General features: G+C 56.6%; 3 protein-coding genes. All 3 read left to right on the top strand.

Annotated features, from left to right (window positions below; all coding sequences use genetic code 11):
• Positions 1-820: 820 nt before the first annotated feature.
• From Mal52_RS04530 to Mal52_RS04520, 3 genes are read left to right on the top strand one after another with little or no spacing between them, the layout of a single operon-like run.
• Positions 821-5,887, top strand: coding sequence for a beta strand repeat-containing protein (locus Mal52_RS04530; protein ID WP_145374529.1), 5,067 nt, complete (start codon positions 821-823; stop codon positions 5,885-5,887).
• On the top strand, positions 5,875-22,473 hold the full coding sequence (locus Mal52_RS04525) for a putative Ig domain-containing protein (protein ID WP_145374528.1): 16,599 nt from the start codon (positions 5,875-5,877) through the stop codon (positions 22,471-22,473). Before Mal52_RS04530 ends, Mal52_RS04525 begins: the two co-directional genes overlap by 13 nt.
• Positions 22,473-22,895 (top strand): hypothetical protein, encoded by a 423-nt coding sequence (locus tag Mal52_RS04520; protein ID WP_145374527.1) that lies wholly within the window; start codon positions 22,473-22,475, stop codon positions 22,893-22,895. The genes Mal52_RS04525 and Mal52_RS04520 overlap by 1 nt, the downstream gene beginning before the upstream one ends.
• Positions 22,896-22,898: the final 3 nt, after the last annotated feature.

The following is a 22,898-nucleotide window of genomic DNA, read 5'->3' as shown; positions in this document are numbered from 1 at the left end:
CGCCAACGTGAGCATCACATCTGCGTTTTTTACACGTGACGGCTGACGACGATGGGGCGCCGGGGGGATTTATTTGCGTTGGCATGACGGGGGGCGACTTTGGCCCCTATCTCAGCTAAGGGTTGATGTGCAACCCCACCGACGTGGAATAGTTCCAGATAGTTTCTGTTGACCGACCGTCTTCATGATGCACGCGATTATGTCGGAGGTCGACACCGAAAGAGTTTTCGTTCTCGGATTGGCACCGCTAGGTCCGTGGGAATAACAGCATTTTCGCACCAGATGTCACACCCGCGCATTATTAATGATAAGCAGGCATACGTTTCAAAAAAGGCAGCAGCTTGAAACGCCCCTCTTTCCTCAACAGGGGGATATTAAGTTGTCATGAAATTTCTCGAAAATTGTTTATTACGAGATTTTTTCTTGATCGACTGTGGTAAAGCTGCTTCACTGCTTCCCAATCGACTGTGTTTTATTGAACGCGACAACAATTCCATCTCGACGTTTGTATTCTTCACTGTTTTTTGGTGCTTTCAGGAAGAGGGAACTCCATGGTGGCTCAACCATGTTCGAGACGCGTAGCCCGGCGTTGCTGTTTGCCGGATGTTTGTTGTCGAGGTCGGTGTCTGTCGGCTCAGCGGTTTGCGCTTGAGCGTTCTGTGCGTGTCCGATCTTAGCACGCCGCTTATACCCGTGAATTCTTAACACCCATTCGTCTCGCGTTCCGGTGTGCGCTCCCCCTGCGCATTTTCATCGGTGGCGTGGGTGCATTCGCAAGTAAGTAATCGCTGCTCACGCTTGTTTTAGGGAGAATTGCGCTATGTTGTTTACTCCGTGGTTGGAAGCTGTACGGACGCGGTTGGTGATCCAGCGATATAAACGGCGAGAGAAATCGCGGCGGATGCGGCGGTTTCGTAACATGTCCAATCCTATCGAGGTGTTAGAAGACCGCACGTTGATGACGGTCAATTTTGCTATCTCCGGGGACACGTCGGTCACTGAGGATACGACAGACGGCGATAGCAACGAGGTGGACTATACGATCAGCTATACCGGCACGATCGATGTGGGTGAGACGGCTAGCGTGGATGTCAGCCACCTGCTCGATGAAACCGATGCGGCGGATTACTCGACAAATGTGGTCAGCGCCATCACGACCGCAGCGGGCAATCACACCGATGTCAGTTTCGACGGCACGACGCTCACGTTCGAGGGAATCGGGGCGAGTTCTGCTGACGTTAATGCCTATGCCGGGTCGGCGACTCAGGATTCCAGCGGAGACGAGGCTTGGGCCAACCTCAGCAATGCCACGGGCGATACGTCGTCGACGTTTACGGTCGTCGAACCGAACCGCAATGATTTGTCGCACACCTTGCGCCTGACAGACTTCGGATTCAGTATCCCGACCGGCGCGACGATTGACGGCATCACCGCTGTGCTCAAGACGACCGGTTCCGATGGTCCGGACAATGAGAGCACATCGGTCAAGATCACCAAGAACGGCACCTCGTCCGCCGGGACCGGCACGATCGCATCAGGGAGTTGGTCGGGCGGGACGCTGACCGTCGGCAGCGACACGAATCTATGGGGCACAAATTGGACAGCGGCAGAGATTAACGCCTCCACCTTTGGTTTGCTGATTCAGGTCGAGGGGGATAGCAACGGCGACGAATTCAATGTCTACACCGCCAACCTCAAGATCGATTACACGACCGGCGGTTCCCCGACCACTAGTTTGAACTTCACGGTCGTTGTGAATGACGATTCTGTTGTCGAAAGTGATGAAGACTTCAGCGTCACGCTCAGCAACGCCGCTGCCAGCGGTTCTGGGAGCGCCGCAATCACTACAGCGTCGGCCGAAACGACGATCGTCAATAGCGATGTTGAGTTTGCGATCAGTGCGACGGCCACAACGGTCACCGAGGATTCCACAGATGGTGATGGGAACGCGATTACCTACACGATTGGTTATACCGGCACGTTGGAGGATGGAGCCGTAGCCAGTGTGGATGTCAGCCACGTGTTGAACGAATCTGACTTAGCCGACTATGAAACCGACGTGATCGCGGCAATCAATAGCGCCAAGTTATCGGCAACCGGTGTGGCGTTTGACGGTACGACGCTGACGTTTAGTGGCGGCGCCGGAAACGATGTCAGCCTGGACTTCACCGTCGTCGTTGCAGACGACATCGAGGCGGAGGATGACGAAGCATTTGGCGTGACTTTGAGCAACGCCGCTGTGAGTGGTTCGGGGACGGCAACAATCGGAACTGCTTCTGCGAATGCCACGATCGTCAATCACGAAGTGATCGTCGGAGATGTGGCGTTTTCGCTGACCGGGGGCGCATTAGTCACCGAGGAAACGACAGACGGCGACAGCAATCAAGTGACGTATACGATCAGTTACGACGGCGTGCTCGAAGAGAATGAATCGGCCAGCGTGGACGTCAGCCATGTGCTGAACGAGACTTTGTCGGCCGACTATACGACGAACGTCGTGGAGGCGCTGACCACCGCGGCCGCTAACGTTGCCGATGTTAGCTTTGACGGTACGACGCTTACGTTTCTGGGGCCGCAGGTCAGTTCGACCACCGGCTCCGGCTATGCCGGAAGTGCCGCTGTGGGGACCACTGCCGACGATGCGTGGAGTGACATCGGCAACGCCGAGGGGAACACATCAGGCACAGCTGCCACCGTCGATACCGGCGGGGGCGACTATAGTGACGAGCTGCTGTTGACGGACTTTGATTTGAACATCCCCACTGGGGCGACGATTGACGGCATCAAAGTGACCTTGATCACCGGTGGCGACAATCCCAATAACGCCAGTTCCGCCATTAAAATCATCAAGAACGGTACCACCGCGACCGGTACGGCACCTACACCGACGGGCACCTGGTCGAGCGGTTCGGTGGTACTGGGAGATGCCACCGCGTTGTGGGGGACGACCTGGACGGCCGCTGAGCTCAATACATCGGATTTCGGGCTGATCGTGCAATTGCGGGACGGTGATTTTGAGCTCTACTCGGCACATATTGAGGTCGCCTACACCAGTAGCAATGCCGGTTCGGAGTCGAAGAGCCTCGATTTTACGGTCGAGGTTAATGACGATGCGGCTGCGGAAGAGGAAGAAGCGTATAGCGTCACATTGAGCAATGCCGTGACGACCGGTTCAGGGGCCGCTTCGATCGAGACGGCAACGGCTGCCACAACTATCGTTAACAACGACGTGGAATTTGCGATCAGCGCTTCGGCGCTGAAGGTCACTGAGGATCCCACGGACGGCGACGGCAACTCGATCACCTACACGGTCGGCTATACCGGTGCCTTGGCAACCGGCGAAACGGCCAGTATCGATGTGGCCCACCTCCTGGGACACACCGACGTGGCCGATTACGACACGACGGTGGCTGCGGCGCTGGCGACGGCGGTCAGCGGTGCAACGGGCATTTCTCTTTCTGGGACGACATTAACATTCAGCGGCGGGACGGGGAACGACACGAGTTTGGACTTCACCGTCGTGATCGACAACGATGCGGATCCCGAACCGGACAAAGAATACAGCGTCGCAATCCATAACGCAGAGGTCAGCGGATCGGGTAGTGCGAAGATCAGCGAAATCCTGGTCACGTCGACGATCATTAACGACGACGTCGAATTGGATGACGGTGTACAAATCATCGGTGGTGGCGAACTGCCCGCTACAAACCCGGCGACCGGCGATGTCGATCCGACATCGATCGAAGTCAACCTGCTGCCGCAAGAGCAGTCGGAGCACACGGTGACGCTTTCGTTTGACGACGAGTACGCACCCACGGCAGATGTCGTGTTCATTGTCGACGAGTCTGGGTCGATGGACAAGGAGCATGATTGGATCGGCGATATGGTGACGTCATTGGATGCGTCGCTCAATGCTAACGGAGTGACCGGCAATCGATATGCGCTTGTCGGCTACTTGGAAGAGGGAACCCTCTTCTCCATGACGTCCGAACCGGTGATTGTGACGATCTATAGTCCGGATGGTATACAACTCGAAAGCCAGCAGTTGGCAATTGATTCGACAACCGGGCTAGTTGAAGGGAGCTTTACGCTGCCCGCGTCGGGAGATTACACGATCGTCGTCGATCATGCCGGCAGTACGAGCAGTTACGACTACAGCTTCGTGCTGGAAGATGCATCGTCTGTGGGAGGTTCGGCAGCGCTGGTGCTGGATGAATTGACCGCTGGGCAGATTCAAAATGACAGTGAAACACACGAGTACACATTCAGCCTCAGCGGTAGCGACACGCTGTATTTCGAGTCACTTACGACCGACACCGATTTGCGCTGGTCTTTGACAGGGCCGTCCGGTGCGGTCGTGACGGATCGCGACTTCGATGCGGGAGGTCTGAAGATTGACGGCGAGAGTGGCAGTTACACGCTGACCGTTGATGGTCCCACGGAGGCGACTGGGACCTATGCGTTTCGGTTGCTGGATCTGTCCGGCTCTTCCATCACGGCTGGGACACAGATCAACGGGACACTCGATCCGGCGACCGATTCGCTGGTGTATGAACTGTCGGCAACGGCAGGGGACCGGTATTACTTCAACAGCCAGAGTTCCAGTTTGCCCGCCGGAGCGCAGTGGCGATTGATTGATCCCTCGGGCACGGAACTGTTCTCGCAATCGCTTTCTGAGGATCACGACCCGCTGACGACCTCCTCGACTGGCACCTATTATCTGGTTGTTGATGGTGACGTGGCGGACACGGCTTCGACGCGGGCATTCAGCTTCACGGTCGAAAGTCTTGGCGCGACCTTATCGACGGCATTGTCGTTTGGCACGGGTTACAGCGGCTCAATTTCCAAAGTGGGTGAGGCGGATGAATACACGCTCACTTTGACCGGCGACGAACTATTGGCGTTCGATTCGCAGACCGATGATGGCGATTTGGCCTGGACTCTCAGCGAAGCGACGGCAGGGACGGTGATTGCGGACGTACCTCTGGATGCGTCTGATCTCGTTTTGCGATTGGGAACGGGGACGTATACGCTGTCGATCGATCCTCCTGGGGATGCGACCAGGGCTTATGATTTCCAAATCCTGGACCTTGCGTCAGCGACGTCGTTAACAGTCGATTCGACAGAGAGCGGCAACCTCAATCCGGCTAGCAGTTCAGCCGCCTATAAGTTCACAGCGGCAGCGGGGGATAAATATTCGTTTGATGCAATCTCCTGGGCTGGTTCAGCCGCGGCGCAGTGGCGGCTGATCGACCCGTTCGGTAATGAATTATTTAGTGCCGCGATTGGTGACGACGTGCCAACCCTGCACGTCCATGCAGCGGGAGATTACACGCTGTTGCTGGAAGGGGCGATCGATGATGCCACGAGCAACCCTGCGTTTTCGTTTGAGGTGGTGGATGAAGGGAGCGACACGTCCGATCCAGCGCCGCTAGCACTCAATCAAGTCGTCAGTGGCGAAATCAGCGCGTCGTTGGAAGAAGATGAATATACGTTCACGCTGGGATCAGCGGCACTAGTATCGTTCGATTCGCTGACCGGTCGCGACGATATGTACTGGTCGTTGGCCGATGGCGGCGGGACTATCGTCAACAGTCGCGCGTTGGATGCTTCGGACGCGTCGGGAGTCAGTAATGCAAATGCCGTGCTGAGCCTCTCGGCGGGGACCTATACGCTGACGATCGATGCCGACAGCGGGATCACGGGGGATTATGCGTTCGCGGTCTTGGACCTGTCGTCGGCAACAACGATCACAGCCGGGAGCGATGTGACGGGAGCGCTCGCCGCGTCGCATCGTACGGCAGTTTACGAATTCACGGCTGGTGCGGGTGATCAGTTTGGGTTTCAGTCGGGGAATTGGGTGCGAGTACAGGGTTGTTCGAATTGACTGCCGGCGGGACTTATAGCCTGCTGATCGAAGGAACTCTGGATGATACGCCCGTGACGCGGCCGTATGCGTTTCAGATTGAGTTGTTGGAATTGTCGTCGACGTCGAGCCTGTCAGCAACGAATAGCGGCAGCATCTCTGCTTCAGGGGATCTGCATGCATTCACGTTCAGCGCCACCGCAGGCGAGAACTACTTCGTCGATTTTGCCGATGCGGCGACGACTGATCACTATTTAAGCATCCGTGATGCGGCAGGAGTGGAGGTCGCGCGGGTTGCTTACGACAGTGCAGCGCAACCGAATTCGGTGTCGACCTTCACAGTCGCTGATTCCGGAACGTACACCGTCGTCGTAGGAGCCGACAACAGTTCGACCGGCAGTTTCGAATTTCGGCTGGTCGAGTTGGATGGGAATAACCTAACAGCAATTGATGCAGATACGGCTGGGGATTTCACTGCCAGCGGTGAGCGGGATGTGTTTCATTTCGAAGGTGCCGCCGGACGAGAAGTCAATTTGCGGATCGATGCTTGGGGGACGGCGGCGCAAATGTCGGCTGCCAGTGGCCGTCTGGTTGACAATGGTGGCGTGGAAGACGGCTATGACGCGATCGACGAGGCACTGCAGCATTTACGATTCCGTGACAATGCCGCGACACATTTTATTTTGATCACCGATGAAGATCGGGATAACACTTCTCCAAACCTAACTTACAACGACATCTTCAACGATCTGGATACTGCTGGCTACACGTTGCACAGTATTGTCAATATGCAGGTCGATACCACAAACCAGTCTGAGAACGCGCTGGGGATCGATGGTGCAGGGACCAGCAACAGCGCTTATTACGCAGATGGTTCGGGCGGTTATACGTCGGAGACCAGTGGGGGAGTGGCGTTCACGCGCTACTCCACTCCCGTGTTTGACTACAATAATAATATCACCACCGAGGCGGACTACATTGATCTGGCATTCGATTTAGAGGGGACCACCTGGGATCTGCATCAACTGCGTGCCGGAGGGTTGACAGGTGCAACGGCAGCCCAAGTGTTGGCCACGGAATCGTTCACCGCGGCGTTCGTGGACATCCTCACCAACAAGATCACAGCTGATCAAATGGATTTGGTCTCGACCGATCCCAATGTGACGTTTGAGATCCTCAGCGAGACACTCACAGAAGACGACATTTCATACGACATTCGTTTCACGGGTGACGGGACGCAGTATGTGTTCGACCTGCAATTTGTGCGGGACCAGAACGGCACCGATACGGTCTTGGGAACAATTCCGGTCACGCTACGGACGCATTACGTTCAACTCACTGAGAACAGCAATTTCCAGACGCTCTACGAAGATGCGTTGACGATCCCCGCCGATGCCGAAGCGCTGGAACTGCGGTTCTTCGACCTGCAATTCGATACAGCCGACGGTGCTGCAATCAACGATGCCTTCGAAATTGCGCTGTTGGATAGTAACGGCAATCCGCTGGCGGGCACGATCAGCGGCGGGCGGGATGCGTTCTTCAATATGACCGAAGGGGAAGATCCTTTACTCGGAGGCGGCGTTGTATATGACGCCGAAACTGGGACGGTAACGCTCGATATTTCGCATTTGCCGGAAGGTCTGGCAGCGACGCTGGCAGTGCGGTTGGTGAATAATGACGCCGATTCCACATCGACAGTTTCAGTCGACGTGCATCCGACGATTCTCACGACATCACCGGTTGCAAATCCAAGTCTGACATCCCCATCCGGCGACGGTCACGCGCCCAATACGATCGATTTCGACCATATGGTCGATGTGACGGCAGCAGTGTCGTGGGACTATCAGGTGACGTCGTTTGACGAATCGAGCGACACGCTGTTTACCGGTCTGACGCTGACGAATGACGGAATCTCGCCGATCCGCGGGCCGCTGTTGGTGGCCGTGCATCACATCGATAATCCTCGCGTACAAGCCACCGGTTACGACGGGTTAACGCCCAATGGCTACGCGTATTTCGACGTCACGCACCTTATGGAAGACGGGATGCTGGATCCGGCGGCCGCGCTGTCGGGTTTGGCGCTGCGTTTCCACAATCCGCAGCAGGTGCAATTCAACTATGAACTGCAGATCCTGGCCGATTTAAATCAGCCGCCGGAATTTGTCAGTGACCCCGTAACGGAAGTCGTCGCCGGCGAGTCGTACGAGTATGACGCGGCGGCGGTCGATCCGGACGGCGATGCAGTGACGTATTCGATTCTTTCCGGACCAGGCACGATGGCGATTGATGCCGAGACCGGCATGATCACCTGGAGTCCCACGTCCGGCGACGTGGGCGGGCATGTGGTCATCGTGCAGGCGACCGATCCGTTGGGCAGCTACGACTTGCAGACGTATACGCTGTCGGTCAGTGAGAACGTTCCCAATCGCCCGCCGCTATTTACGACGATTCCGATCGTCGATGCATATTTGCACACGACATATTTCTACGATTCCGATGCCAGCGACCCCGACGGCGACGACTTGACGTATTCACTCGTTGATGGGCCGCAGGGGATGGCGATTGATGCGGACACCGGCGCGATCAGTTGGGACGTGACTGACGTCTCGTTGGTGGGGACATTGGTTTCAGTCACGCTGCAGGTGACGGAAACGGGCGAAAGCGGCGCGGGACATGAGGCGACGCAGGAATACCTGATTGCCGTGCACGAGGCGATCGGCAATCACGATCCAATTATCATCAGCGATCCGCAGTTGACCTTCGAATTGCCCGGATTCAGCGGCAATACGGCGACCGGCGACGTGACCCCGACGGAATTGGAATTGCACCTGTCGGCTGGCGAGGTATCGGAGCAGATCGTTTCGCTGGATTACGAATATGATGGGAACTTTTCAGCCGATATTGTGTTGATCGTGGATGAATCGGTGTCGATGACGGGTGGGCAAGCGTGGTTGGACGAGATCGCGGAGGCGCTCAATGCGGAACTAGAAGCGGCCGGTTATTTTGAAAACCGCTTCGCCATCGTCGGCTTTACGGCTGATTCCGCAGTCTTGTCCACAGTCGACGATCCATTCCGCGTCTCGGTTTACGGCCCGGATGACGCGTTGGTGAAGTCGGTCTGGGTTCCAGAAAGGGAATTGTTCTCATCTGCACTAGCGGGCTGGGAACTGCCGAGCAGCGGCGAATACTCGGTCGTTGTGGAGAACACAGACGGTTCGACCGCGACGGAATACAGTTTCGTACTGGAGACAGTCGAGGAGGACGTCAGCACACAAAGTCTGACGCTGGGGACCAGCTACTCCGGTACAATCGAGACCTATGCGGCGCAGGATGATTACACATTTACGATTGCGGCGGACGACACGCTGGTGCTATTTGACGCCCTGGCGAATAACGATCAGCTGCAGTGGTCTCTAACCGGTCCTGCTGGTGCTGTGGTTAGTGACCGGTCATTAGATCAACCGGACTCGGTGCTATCCCTCGACAGCGGTTCCTATACGCTGGCGATCGAGGCCGTCGGTTTTCGCAGCGAGGATTATCAGTTCCGTTTAGTTGACCTGTCGGCCGCTACGTCAGTCACACTGGGGAATTCAACGTCGGGCACGCTCGATCCGGTCGGCGAGTCGGTCGGATACACGGTGACGATTAGCACGGCCGCGCGATATGACTTTACCGCCGAGTCGTGGGATGGATCGGCCGCCGCGCGGTGGCGACTCGTGGATGATACCGGCACGGAAGTCTTCAACGCATTGCTCAGTGAGACGCAGTCGTTGGTTAGTCTGGCGGTGGGCGATTACGTGCTGATTATTGACGGGGACGTCGACGACCCCGCCTCGCAGCCTCAGTATCAATTCACCGTCGAATCGGGGACCTATTCGCTCTCCGGAACGGCAATTTCACTGGATCAAACCGTCTCGGACAACCTTACCAGCGGGCAATACAATTTCACGCTCTCGGCCGATGCGTTGGTTTATTTCGATGTCACGGAAGAGATTTCCGGCGGCACAACCCAGACCATGTCCTGGACGTTGGAAGGGGCCGATGGTACGTTTGTCTCTTCGCGCTGGTTGGAAGAATCAAACGCCGGTGGCTACAGCGGTAGCGATCCCGATCCGCTGGTGTTTGACTTATCGGCAGGCGGTTACAACCTCACGATCGACAACTCCAGCCTAAACGATTACGAATTCCGTGTCGTCGACATTCATAGCACCTTACTCTCCGGCGTTTCCAGTCTGACGCTCGACACGGTCGTCAACGGGACGCTCAACTCTGCACGGGAGACACACTCCTATACGTTCTCTGCTACTGTGGGAGACGTGCTGGCGTTTGATGCACTGACATCCGCGGCGCAAAGTAGTGCCCGCTGGCGGCTGATTGGCCCCGATGGCAGCGTGCTCTCGACCAACGGACTCTTGACCGATTTGCCGGTGTACGTGATCACTCAAACCGGCGATTATGCACTGTTGATCGAAGGTGGGACCGATGACAGTTCCACCAGCCGTACCTACAGCTTTGAAGTGCAGTCGCTCAGATTAGCGACCGTGGGAAGTCTGACCGATGGGACGTTGGCTGCCGATGAAACGCACCGATATGGCTTCACGCTCGACGAGGACGCACTCCTGTACTTCGACGCCTTGACTGACGAGGCGGACTTTGCCTGGCAATTGCTTGACAGCAGCGGCAGCACGATCGTCTCGCAGCGACTGTTCACGGCATCCGATGGGGATGATGTGTCCGACGCCAATGCAGTTTTGGATCTGAGTGCAGGGACATACGTCCTCGACGTTCTCAGCCTGAATTCCGCGACGGGTGACTATGATCTGCGGCTGGTGAATTTGGCTGACGTCGCTGCCAGCGACTTTTTGGGCACAACGGGTGATGCTCTTTCCGCTGGGAATTCGACCGATGTCTATCGTTTCCAGGCGATTCCGGGTGACACACTGACGATCGATGTCAGCTCCTACAGCGGTCCGTCCGGCTCGCAGTGGCGGGTGGTCAATTTGGATGGAACTGTGATAGACAGCGGCCTGATCTCCGCGTCACAAGATACGGTCTCAATCACCGCACACGGCGAATACTACCTGTTGATCGAGGGAGACATCAGCGACACCGCCTCCTCGCAAAGCTATACGCTCGACGCCACGTTATCGCAAGGCGGGACGCCGACGGCGCTGACTTTGGGCTCAACGACCAGCGGCACAATCAATTCGGCCGACACGTTCGATGTCTACTCGATCAGCGGGACGGCCGGACAGGAGTTGTTCCTCGACTGGCTCAGCGGCGCCACGACCGACATGACGCTTTGGCTGCGTGACGCTGATGGCAATTTATTGCTGTCCGAATCGCGCAGTGAAGAGTCGGACTACACGAAGTTCCCGCTGGTCACACTGGCCACAACCGGGACGTACACCCTATTGGTCGGCGATGCGGCGGGTGGAACCGGGGCTTACAGCTTCCGCGTGTTAGATAAAGCGACGCAGTCGCAGTTGGTGTTAGACGACGAAACGTCTTCAGTGTTTACTGCCACGGATGAAGATCGCCTCTATCGTTTCAGCGGGACGGCCGGCCAGAAGATGGTGTTGCGGTTGGACGCCTGGGCGGACGCGGAGGATGTCGATGACATGACATCAAGACTGAAGACTGAGGGTGTGATTGAAGACGGATACGAGGCAATTCATACGGCGCTCAATGGACTGAATTTCCGTGATAAGGTTTCACGGCAATTGGTGTTGATCACCGATGAAGATCGCGACACCACTGATGCGAACCTGACTTACAACACAATTTTGGATGAACTCGATGAGCACGATGCTTCATTGCACTCATTGCTCGACGTGATACTGAACGAAGTCCCTGGTAGCGGTCCCTATGCGCTTGGTACCGACGGTGACACCGCTGCCGACAATATGTACTGGATCGGAACCGGTGGCGACTACACGGTCACGAGCGGCACCGCTCCCAACCTCTCGACGTCTTGGGCGATCGAGACAGAATACATTGACCTCACCTTTGATGCAGACGGCACCGTCTGGGATGGGTTGACGTTGGAATGGGGCGTGCCGGATGAAGTCAATTCCTTCATTGCGGCGCTGGCTGATGTGATTCGCGGCGATGTGAGTGAGGATTTGGACGTCACGTTAACTGCTTCCGATCCGAATGTTCAATTTGAAATCCTCACTAAAACCTACAACGGGACGTCGTTCGATTTTGACGTCCGAATCACCGGTGACGGCAATCCCCACGCGTTCGATCTGCAGTTCGTCCGGGAAAACAATCCAGGGGTGGTCGTGGGGACGATTCCCACCGAAATCTGGGTGGATTACTTCTACGACGTCGATGCCATCGATCCCGATGACGATGAACTGACCTACACGCTCGTGGGCGAGACGCATGGTGCGACGTTCGATAACGAGACCGGGCTATTGCGCTGGGCGCCGACGGTGACGGGTGAATATGAATTCACGGCGCTCGTCGAGGATGGGCGAGGCGGCAGCGATCTACAGACCTGGACGGTCACCGTAGGCGATACGACCAGCGGTAACACTGCGCCGGTACTTGCATCAGCCGGACCATTCACGATCCAATCCGGACGTCCGTTTGAGTTCATGGCGGTGGCAAGCGATGTCGACGGCGATGCATTGCAGTATCAGATTCTGGATATTCCGGGATCGGCCAACGCCAAACCAGCCGGGATGACGATCGATCCGCTGACCGGAGTGGTGAGTTGGACGCCCGATGTCCTGCAGGCGGGCGAGTATGACATTGTGATCCGCGCTGCCGACGGCCGAGGTGGGATTGATTCAATCACCGTCTCGATCACGGTGGTCGTTCCCACGATTATTGAAACTCTGGACAACGCTCACCCTGTCATCGTTTCCACGCCCGTCACATCGGCAATGCTGGGTATCCAATACACCTACGACGTCCAGGCAACCGACGCGGACCTTGACCCGCTCCTTTACGAGTTGGCTTTAGCCCCCGACGGCATGGCGATTGATCCGGTAACCGGGCTGATCTCGTGGGTCCCCAGTTTTAGCGATCTCGACGATACGATTGCGGGCCAGCATCATGTGGCCGTGCGTGTCACCGATGGTCGTGGGGGAATTGCTCTGCAAAAATTTATCGTCGATCTGCAAGCAGGGCTACCTATTATTACGTCCTCACCGAATCTCTCCGCGACGGTTGGTACCGAATGGACCTACCAACTCACAGCCAGCGATCCCGATTTGCCGAACGATGTGTTGGAGTATGAACTGACTTATGGGCCGGACGGCGCCACAATTGGTGCGTCCGATGGCCTGCTCAGTTGGACTCCCACTGCAACGGGTACCAATTTATTTGTCGTAACGGTGTATGACCTGGCCGGGCACGGCTACCAGCAGATGTTCTTATTGCCGGTGATCGATACCGGGTCAAACACCGCCCCCACGATCCTTTCTACCCCCCGCACACATACCATCGCCGATCAGACTTTCCTGACACGGATCACAGCCAGCGACCCCGAAGGGGAAGTGATTACGTATTCGTTGATCGATGGCCCGAGCACGATGACGATCGACGGGGCCACCGGAATGGTGCAGTGGTTGCCGGGGCTAGAGGACGTCAATGCCGTCTCCGCACCACATCAATACACGGTCCGTGCGACCGATGCCCGCGGCCTCTATGATGAGCAGACCTTCGACCTGCACGTCGTGGCGCCTCTGGTCGACGATGACGGGACGTCGGTCAATCATTCGCCGGAAATCACGTCGACGCCGGATAAGGTGTGGATTGTGGATCGGTTATACCGGTACCAGGCGACCGCCACCGATGCCGATAGTGACCAATTGCTGTGGTCACTCGACAGTGATGTGGCGAATATGGAGATCGATCCGGCGACCGGCGAATTGCTGTGGCTGCCCGATGCGAGTCAGATCGGCAACACGGAAGTGACGATCCGTGTGATCGATCCGTTCGGCGGCTTGGCGACACAGTCGTTTGTGATATCAGTGTCCGATTCCAACCACCCGCCGGAAATCACATCCGATCCTCCCCAATCCGGCCGTTCAGGTGAGGCTTACACTTACAACGTCGAAGCGACCGATCCGGACGAAGACACGCTCGTTTATGCATTGGATAATCCGCCAACCGGGATGTCGATCGATTCCGACACGGGTGTCATCTCCTGGACGCCCTCGTCGGAGGGCAGCCACAGCGTCACGGTCACCGCCACCGATCCGTCTGGTTGGTACGCCTATCAGACTTACGACCTGACGATTTATGCACCGGCCTCGAACCTGCCGCCGCAAATCAATTCGAATCCTGAACAGACCGGGATGGTGGGCACCGCGTACAGCTATCAGGTCATCGCCTTCGATCCCGATGAAGACGAACTGGACTATTCGTTGGGGGGCACGCCACCGATCGGTATGTCGATTGACCCCGACACGGGGCTGCTCACTTGGACTCCCGCTGCAGGACAGACCGGGGAGCACTCGGTGCAAGTCATCGTTTCTGACGGCACTGACTCTGACGATCAAACCTTTGAGATTTCCGTCCGCGACAACGCTGCACCGGTGCTCACGGCCATCCCCGATGGAACGCTGACCGCCGGGCAGTTGTACGAGTTCGACGTCTCGGCAACCGATGCTGATGGTGACGCATTGACCTATTCACTGCTCGGCGCGCCGAGCAATATGACAATCGACGCTGGCACAGGCCGCATTCGTTGGCAGACAACTCTGGATGATATCAACTTGCATTCGGATATCACCGTTGCCGTCACCGATCCGTTTGGTCTGTACGATACGCTCATGTTCGACCTGGACGTTGTCCCGCCGGCAGCGGACGATGGTGGAGATGGTAACAGCGGTGATGGTGGCGGGCCGTCCATCAACTCGTATCCTTACATAACGTCGACGCCAAGTTACACGGCAGTCGTCGATAACTTGTACCTCTACCAAGCGACCGCCACCGACCCCGACCACGACCCGCTGGAATGGTTGCTAGATTCCTCAGTCCGCAACATGCAGATCGACCGCGACACCGGCTTAGTGTCCTGGAGTCCCGACGAAGATCAAATCGGTGATGTCGAGGTCAAGGTCCGCGCGAGAGATCCGTTTGGTGCCTCGTCGCAGCAGACATTTTTGATTTCGGTCGTCGGTACGAATCAGACGCCACTGTTTACGACAGATCCGATCACGTCCGGCCGTGTGGGGGACGACTATAGTTATGCCGCCAACGCGATAGATCCCGACGGCGATCCACTGACGTACGCGCTGCTCGATGAGCCAACCGGGATGACCATCGATCCCATCACCGGTGTGATCTCCTGGACACCGGGAGCAACGGGGACGTCAGAAGTCATCGTCACCGCCACCGATCCCTCAGGCTTGGCGGCCGAACAGACGTATCAATTGGTGATCACCGCCGCTGCCACAAATGGGCGACCGGAAATCACTTCCACCCCGGATTGGATCGCGCTGGTCGGCAGCGAATATACCTATCAAGTCACTGCCACCGACCCAGACGACGATACGCTGGAGTATTCTCTGGCGGGCACGCCGCCGAACGGAATGTCCATCGACCCCGACACGGGACTGCTCACTTGGACGCCTAATGGGGGACAGATCGGGACACATTCTCTGGAGGTAATTGCCTCTGACGGGAGCCTTGGTGACGTCCAGAGCTTTGACCTGCGCGTCCGCGACAATGCTGCACCCACAATTGCGCCGATCCCCGACCTGACCCGCGCAGCTGGCGAGACGTATCAATTCAGGGCCTATGGCAGCGATACAGACGGCGATGCATTGACGTACGAACTATCTGGCGAACCTGCCGGGATGACGATTAATGAGTTCACCGGCAACATCGAATGGCTCACAACCATCGATGACATCGGCACGTACGCTGACATCACCGTCACCGTCACTGATCAGTACGGTCTCTCGGCTAGCGAAACGTTCGACCTCGAAATCATTGCTCCTCCGACGAGCGGTGGCGGTTCGAATCAAAATGGTGGACCGCACATCACTTCCACGGCTGGCAGTCTGGCGATTGTGGGGGAGCAGTACACCTATCAGGCGACCGCCACCGATCCCGACGGCGACACGCTACTGTGGTCGCTGGAAACCGATGTCGCCAACATGGAGATCAACCCGACGACCGGCGAACTGCTCTGGACGCCCGATGCGAGTCAAATCGGCACTGTGTCGGCCACGATTCTTGTCAGCGATCCGCATGGTGCCTGGTCTCTGCAAGAAATCCATGTCGCTGTAGTGGATAACAATCTGCCACCGCAGTTCACGTCAACGCCCCCCGCCTCCGGCCATTCAGACGAGGACTACACGTACAACGTCACGGCCACCGATCCTGAAGAGGAGACGCTAACCTTTTCGCTGAGCGACGGACCATCGGGCATGACGATCGACCCGAACACGGGAGTCCTTACCTGGACCCCCACCGGCGAGGGGACGTTCGACGTGGTCGTGACCGTCGCCGATCCTGCGGGCTACGCGGTCCATCAAGATTACGACCTGACCATCTTCGCACCCGCCGCCAATCTGCCGCCGCAGATCACCTCCACAGCCGTATTAACCGGCATGGTGGGTACGGCTTACAGCTATCAAGTCACAGCCACCGATCCGGAAGATGACACGCTGGAGTTTTCGCTCGGCGGTACCCCACCGATCGGCATGTCGATCGATCCCGACACAGGGCTGCTCTCCTGGACACCGACTTCGGGGCAGACCGGCTTGAATACCTTCGAGGTGATTGTCTCCGACGGCAACGACACTGACACCCAATACTTGGGAATATCAATCCGAGACAACACGGCCCCAACGATCACCACGATCCCCGACGCGACCGTCACCGCCGGGAACGGGTATCAGTACGACGTCTCGGCCGCCGATGCGGACGGGGACGCGCTGACGTATTCGATCTCCGGTGAGCCAACCGGTATGACGATCGATGCGGACACGGGCCGTATTGAATGGCAGACGGCCATCGGTGATATTGGCGCGCACGCGAACATCACGGTCACCGTCACCGATGAGTTCGGACTGTACAACACCGACACGTTTGATGTGACGGTCGCTGCAGACGATACACCGCCAGTGGTGGACGTCACCTACTCGCACGATCCCGCCCAGTTGGGGACGCCGCTATCGATTTATATCCAAGCCGTCGACGACGTGGGAGTCGACGAAATCACGCTCGACATCAACGGCGTGGACGTGGCGGTCGATGCCAATGGAAACGCCGTCTACGACGTCGTGTCGCTTGATCCGTTGGTCGTGACCGTCACCGCCACCGACACTGTCGATAACGAAACAATCGTTGTCGACAACCTCACGGTCATCGATCCCGGTGATGTCACCGCCCCGGAGGTCGCCATCACTTCAATTACCGGCGGTGAGGAACTGACCGAGCCGACCGACATTCTGGGCACCGTCGACGATCTGGATGACAATCTCGTCTACTGGACACTGATCGCCACGGCAATTGATTCCGGTCGTGAATTTACACTCGCCACAGGCGGCAATGAAATCACCACGCCTGCCCTGCTTGGCAATTTCGACACCACCGCCATTGCCAATGGCCTCTACCGATTGACGCTGACCGCTGTTGATGCCGGTGGCAACACCGCGACCGACAACAAACTGGTCACCGTGGAAGGCAATTTGAAACTGGGCGCCTTCTCGATTTCGTTCCTCGACATGCAAATCCCCGCCCCAGGCTTCCCGATCACCATCACCCGCAGTTACAGCACGCTGGACGCTGGTGAACAGGGCGACTTCGGCTACGGCTGGAGCCTCGATATTGCCAATACGTCCGTCAACGTCGAACACGCCGACTCAGGGCTTTCCAACCACGGACCGTACACCCCCTTCAAAAACGGCGACCGCGTCGTCATCACGCTTCCGGACGGCACGACCGAGGGCTTCACGTTTTACGCCGAACCGGCCTTTTCCTACGGTATCATTGCCTACGACTACAAACCCAAATTTGTTGCCGATGCTGGTGTCGATAGCGAACTGTTCGTCAATGAAGCCGACGTCCACCTCCAGCAGGCTGGCGATGAGTGGGTCGACCACAGCAAGCAGGGGCTCGCCTACAACCCCGCCCTGGAAGAATTCGGCAACGCCTACGTCCTGCGCCTGCGGACCGGTGTGGAGTTAACGATCAACGCCACCAGCGGCGAACTGGCCAGCATCCACGACCGCTACGGTAACGCCCTGTACTTCACCGGCGATGGCATCGAAAGTTCTAATGGTCGCGGCGTTGATTTTGAGCATGACTACGCCGACCGCATCACAAAAATTACCGACCACGTCGGCAATTTCTTGTTGTACGACTACGACGAAGACACCGGCAATTTAATCGCCGTCACCGATCGCACCGGTGCTACCACTCAATTCACCTACCTCGACGGCCCGAACGATCCCGAGCATTACCTCGACGAAATCATCGATCCCCTCGGCCGCAGTGCTGCGACGACCACTTACGATGAACGGGGCCGCGTCGAGGCCGTCACCGATGCCGATGGCCAGACCATCAGCTACACCTACGACAGCGGCAACAAAACCCAGACGATCACCGATCAACTCAATTACACCAGCACCGTCACCTTCGATGCCCGCGGCAATATCATCCGCGAGGAAGATCCCCTCGGCGGCATCACCAAACGGACCTTCGACGACGATGACAACCTGCTCACCGAAATTATGGTCATCGGTTTGGAGGACACCGTCAGCGAAGAAACCAACGACCTGCTGACCACCTACACCTACGATACCAACGGCTTCGTCAGTTCCGTCATCACCCCCGATGGTCTGGAGACGACCTATGTCAACCATGAAACCGGCACGCCGCTGATCGTCACCGATCCGTTCGGCAACACCACCGAAACCGTCGTCGATGAATATGGCCGCCCGCTCTACCTCACCGACGCCCTCGAAAACCGAACCCAACTAATCTACTACGGCGTCGGTACCAATGCTGCGGACAACGGACAAGTTCGCTACATCGTCACCCCCTGGAAAACCGACGACTACCACGGTCCCTCCGACAACACAGCCGTCTCCTTCGAATACGACGAAGAAGGCAACCTGATCTCCACCACCAACTGGGACCAATGGTCCACACCCGCCAACGCCGGCGACGGCAACTATCGGACCAACCGCTTCACCTACGACGACTACGGCAACCAAATCGGCACCAGCCGACTCTGGCAAGACCCCAATGATGCCGAGAACACCGTCACCCTCACCACCAGCAGCAGCTACGACGACAACAACCGTCTCATCAGCCACACCGACGCGCAGGGCCATACGACGACCACCACCTACGACGTCGCCGGCCAAGTCCTCAGCACCACCCGCATCATCGGCGAAGACGACAGCACCTCGGCCGAAAACGACGACCAAACCACCACGATGCTCTACGACCCCCGCGGTCAAAACATCCAGACAACTTACAGCGACGGCACGATCACCCGCACCGTCTACGACGCCAAAGGCCGCGCGGTCTACACCACCGACCGCCACCTGCCGGCCGATGACACGCAGGGGACGTACTATATCTACGATGCGCTGGATCGGGTGGTAGAGTCGAAGCGCTACGACGGAATGGTCATTGACGTCGACACGGTGAGCGGCGACTCGACCACGTCCCTCAATACGCTCGGCACACTGCTGTACTCTTCTTCCAGCACGTACGACAACGTCAGCGGTTGGCTATTGAGTACGACTGGCAGCACGGGTGTTGTCACCACGTACGAATACGATGACTTTGGCCGCACTAAGAAAATCACTGAGACCGCTGGCAGCGAATCGCGCTCAACCGAATACACCTACGACGATTTTGGCCGCCAAACAGCCGTCAAAGATGCCCTCGGCCGTTATACGCTGACCCATTACGACGAATACGGCCGCTCCGACCGCACGACGTTCGACGATGGCACCTTTGTCGAAACAACGTACGACAAATTCGGCCGCGTCGTCGGCGAAACCGACCAAATGGGGCAGACCAAAACCTACGAATACGATCCGCAGCACGGCCGCCTGACCGCCGTCGTCCTCCCGGCGGTGATCAACCCCGCCACCGACCAACTCGAAAACCCGCGCTACGAATACGAATACGACTATTACGGCAACCAAACCGTAATCCGCGATCCGTTGGGACGCGAAACGACCTTTACCTACAACGAATTCGGCCAACAAGTGACCCGCGAATTGCCGCTGGGACAGACGGAATACTTCACCTACGATGAATACGGCCGGCGGGAATTGCATACGTCGTTCGAAGGCAACCTCACCGAGTCGGTCTATTCCGATCTGGGCTTCCTGGATGAATTGCGGTATTATGAACCGGGTGATGATCCTTCTATTGATCCGGCGGATGAAGTGGTTGCGTTTGTTTACGACGACGAATTCCGACAGACGTCCGTGACCGATGGTCGCGGGGAGACGGAATTTGACTACGACGAGTTTGACCGTCTGTCGCAGGTCGATGCGCCCGAAGGGACGCTCAATTACGAATACGACGCGCTGGGCCGCAAAACGCGGGCCTACATCGGCTCACCCGCCGACCCCACACACGATTGGGAGTACACCTACGACGCCTGGGGCCGTTTACTGGATGTCAAGACGATCGAACGCAACGACGAAGTCCTCTCGACCCCGGAGGTGACGACCTACGGCTACGACACAATCGGTAACTTGCAGCGAATCGACCATGCCAACGGCATGATCACATTCTACGAATACGACACGCTCAACCGCTTGGACGTGCTGACGTACTACGACGCCGATGGCACACCGCTCGACCTGTCGGACAATGCCAAACTGTACGAGTTCGACTACACCGTCCGCGCCGACGGCCGCCGCGCCGCGCTCACCGAGACCTATTGGGACAGCACGACGCCGTATGTCACGACGACTAATTGGACCTACGATGCACTGAATCGCCTCGTCGAGGAGGAATACGACAGCCACGACGATGATTTGGATTACGCGACAACGTTTGAATACGACTTGGTCGGCAATCGGCTCAGCAAAGTCATCGACGGCATCATTGATAAAACGTTGACGTACGAATACGACGACAACGACCGGTTGCTGACTAGCTGGAAGATCATTGGCGAAGTCGACGACGCTGTGAATCTCGAAACCAACGACACGACTACGACGTATGGTTATTCCGGAACGCTGCAGACGTCGAAAACCGTCAAGGAGACTTATAGCACGCAGACCTTGTCGGTCGTCGATTACGAGTACAACCTACAAGGACGGATGTCGAAGGTCGTAATCGACACCTACGACAGTAATGGCGACGTCGTGAAGCGGGAGACGACCGAGTACGTCTATGGCTACGACGGGATGCGTCGCGGGGCGACTTACAAAGTTGAGGAGGATACCGATCAAAACCCCAATACGGCCCTCGTCGTGACGAAGTACGAAGAGACGTCCTATCTCGTCGATTCAATGAACTTCACCGGCTACGAACAGGTGGTTGAAGAAATCACCCGTGACGTTGCTACGCAGAATGTGACCAACGCAAAACTCTTCACGCTGGGCCACGATGTCATCGATCAAACGACGTTTGTCCCCGGCACGCAAACCGCTGGCAGCGCGCTGACTCTGCTCTATGATGGACACGGCTCCACGCGAGCAGTCGTCGACGACGCGATTGCCATTCTGGAGCGTTATGCTTACACGGCGTACGGTCTGCCGATTGGTTTCGATCAGGCGGCGGCGTTGACGGCGCTGCAGTACAGCGGAGAATTGCACGATGTGCGGATTGGGTGGGACTACCTACGGCGCCGGTATTACGGTCCAAGTGTTGGTGGGTTTAATCGGTTGGATGACTTTGCGGGAAATATGCATGACCCGCAGTCGTTGCATAAATATGCGTATACGCACGGGGATCCGATCAATGGGATTGATCCAACTGGTATGGCCAATTTAGTAACTGGACTTAAGGCATTGGCAATTAATGCGTTCCTAACCGGTGTGGCAATTGGCCGTACTATATTGCCGGTCGCAGCAGCCGCTGCACTCAATGTCCAGTATCTCGTGTATGCCCATCTCTGGAAGGTTGAGATGGGACTGGTGTTTGCATATTTTGGATTAACTGTGGCTGATGCAGGGTTATCCTGGGTTGACAAAGCTGTTACAAAATCTATTGAAAATGAACTTCCCCACACAGATCGCAACGGCGGCAATTTCTTCGAAAAAGTCACGGGTGCAAATGGAACCGACTACCAATCCATTGATCATCGCGAATTGGACAGCAAAGGGCGTTATACTGTGGTAAGTCTTGGTTCAAAAGGGGGCGACCCACTCATGAGTGAAGAAAAATTTATCCAACGGGCATTGAAAGAGATGGGTACAAAAGCTCGCAGAATATCGACTAACCGGCAATTTGAACCCAATCCTGGTGCGAGAGTACCAGCATTGATGCCAGGTCAAGTGGGGTCGCGCGTTGTGTTGTTCGGTATCCCTGAAACGAGAATAGGAATATATCAAAATCCCGATTTCGTTCTAGGATTACGAATGCTACAAAGGCAGTTTAGGAACGTGCGGATGGTAATTGTTCCTTTAAAAGGCTGGAGACCAAGATAATGAGTGTGGCGATTACTATATATATTGCGATAGATGACAATACACCCCATGACATGGAAACATTTACATTTGATCCGTCATTGTGGTCGCTTGCGGAGGATTACGGAATCATCACATGTCACAATGCCAAGTTATTTGCCGCGTTTGGCTACGATCCCAGCCGTCAGTTTCCAATACCACTGTATGAGTTACGGGGGTTTCCGGAGTTCATCGCCGATTCTTCAGATCTTCGTAACGCGTGGTTTGACGACGACTATATGACTTGGTTTGATGGCAACGAATTGGTAAATGCAATTGAACATATTGGCCTGCAGCAGCAAGAACTGCCTAAGCCAATTGCTGTGCTTTTCTCCGTGGTTGGATTGCTTGCGGAAACATACGGACCAGACCGTGTCCGAGTTATTATCGCATTCTCGCCGTGAACT

The organism is Symmachiella dynata (genome assembly GCF_007747995.1).
In the GTDB taxonomy this organism is placed as follows: Bacteria; Planctomycetota; Planctomycetia; order Planctomycetales; family Planctomycetaceae; genus Symmachiella; species Symmachiella dynata.
Note: the sequence above shows the minus strand (reverse complement) of the source record. Positions and strands in the feature narration are given on the sequence as shown.

Bases quoted from the DNA above. Each gene is read 5' to 3' on its own strand.
- Mal52_RS04530 (WP_145374529.1), top strand. From the start codon at position 821: ATGTTGTTTACTCCGTGGTTGGAAGCTGTACGGACGCGGTTGGTGATC.
- Mal52_RS04520 (WP_145374527.1), top strand. From the start codon at position 22,473: ATGAGTGTGGCGATTACTATATATATTGCGATAGATGACAATACACCC.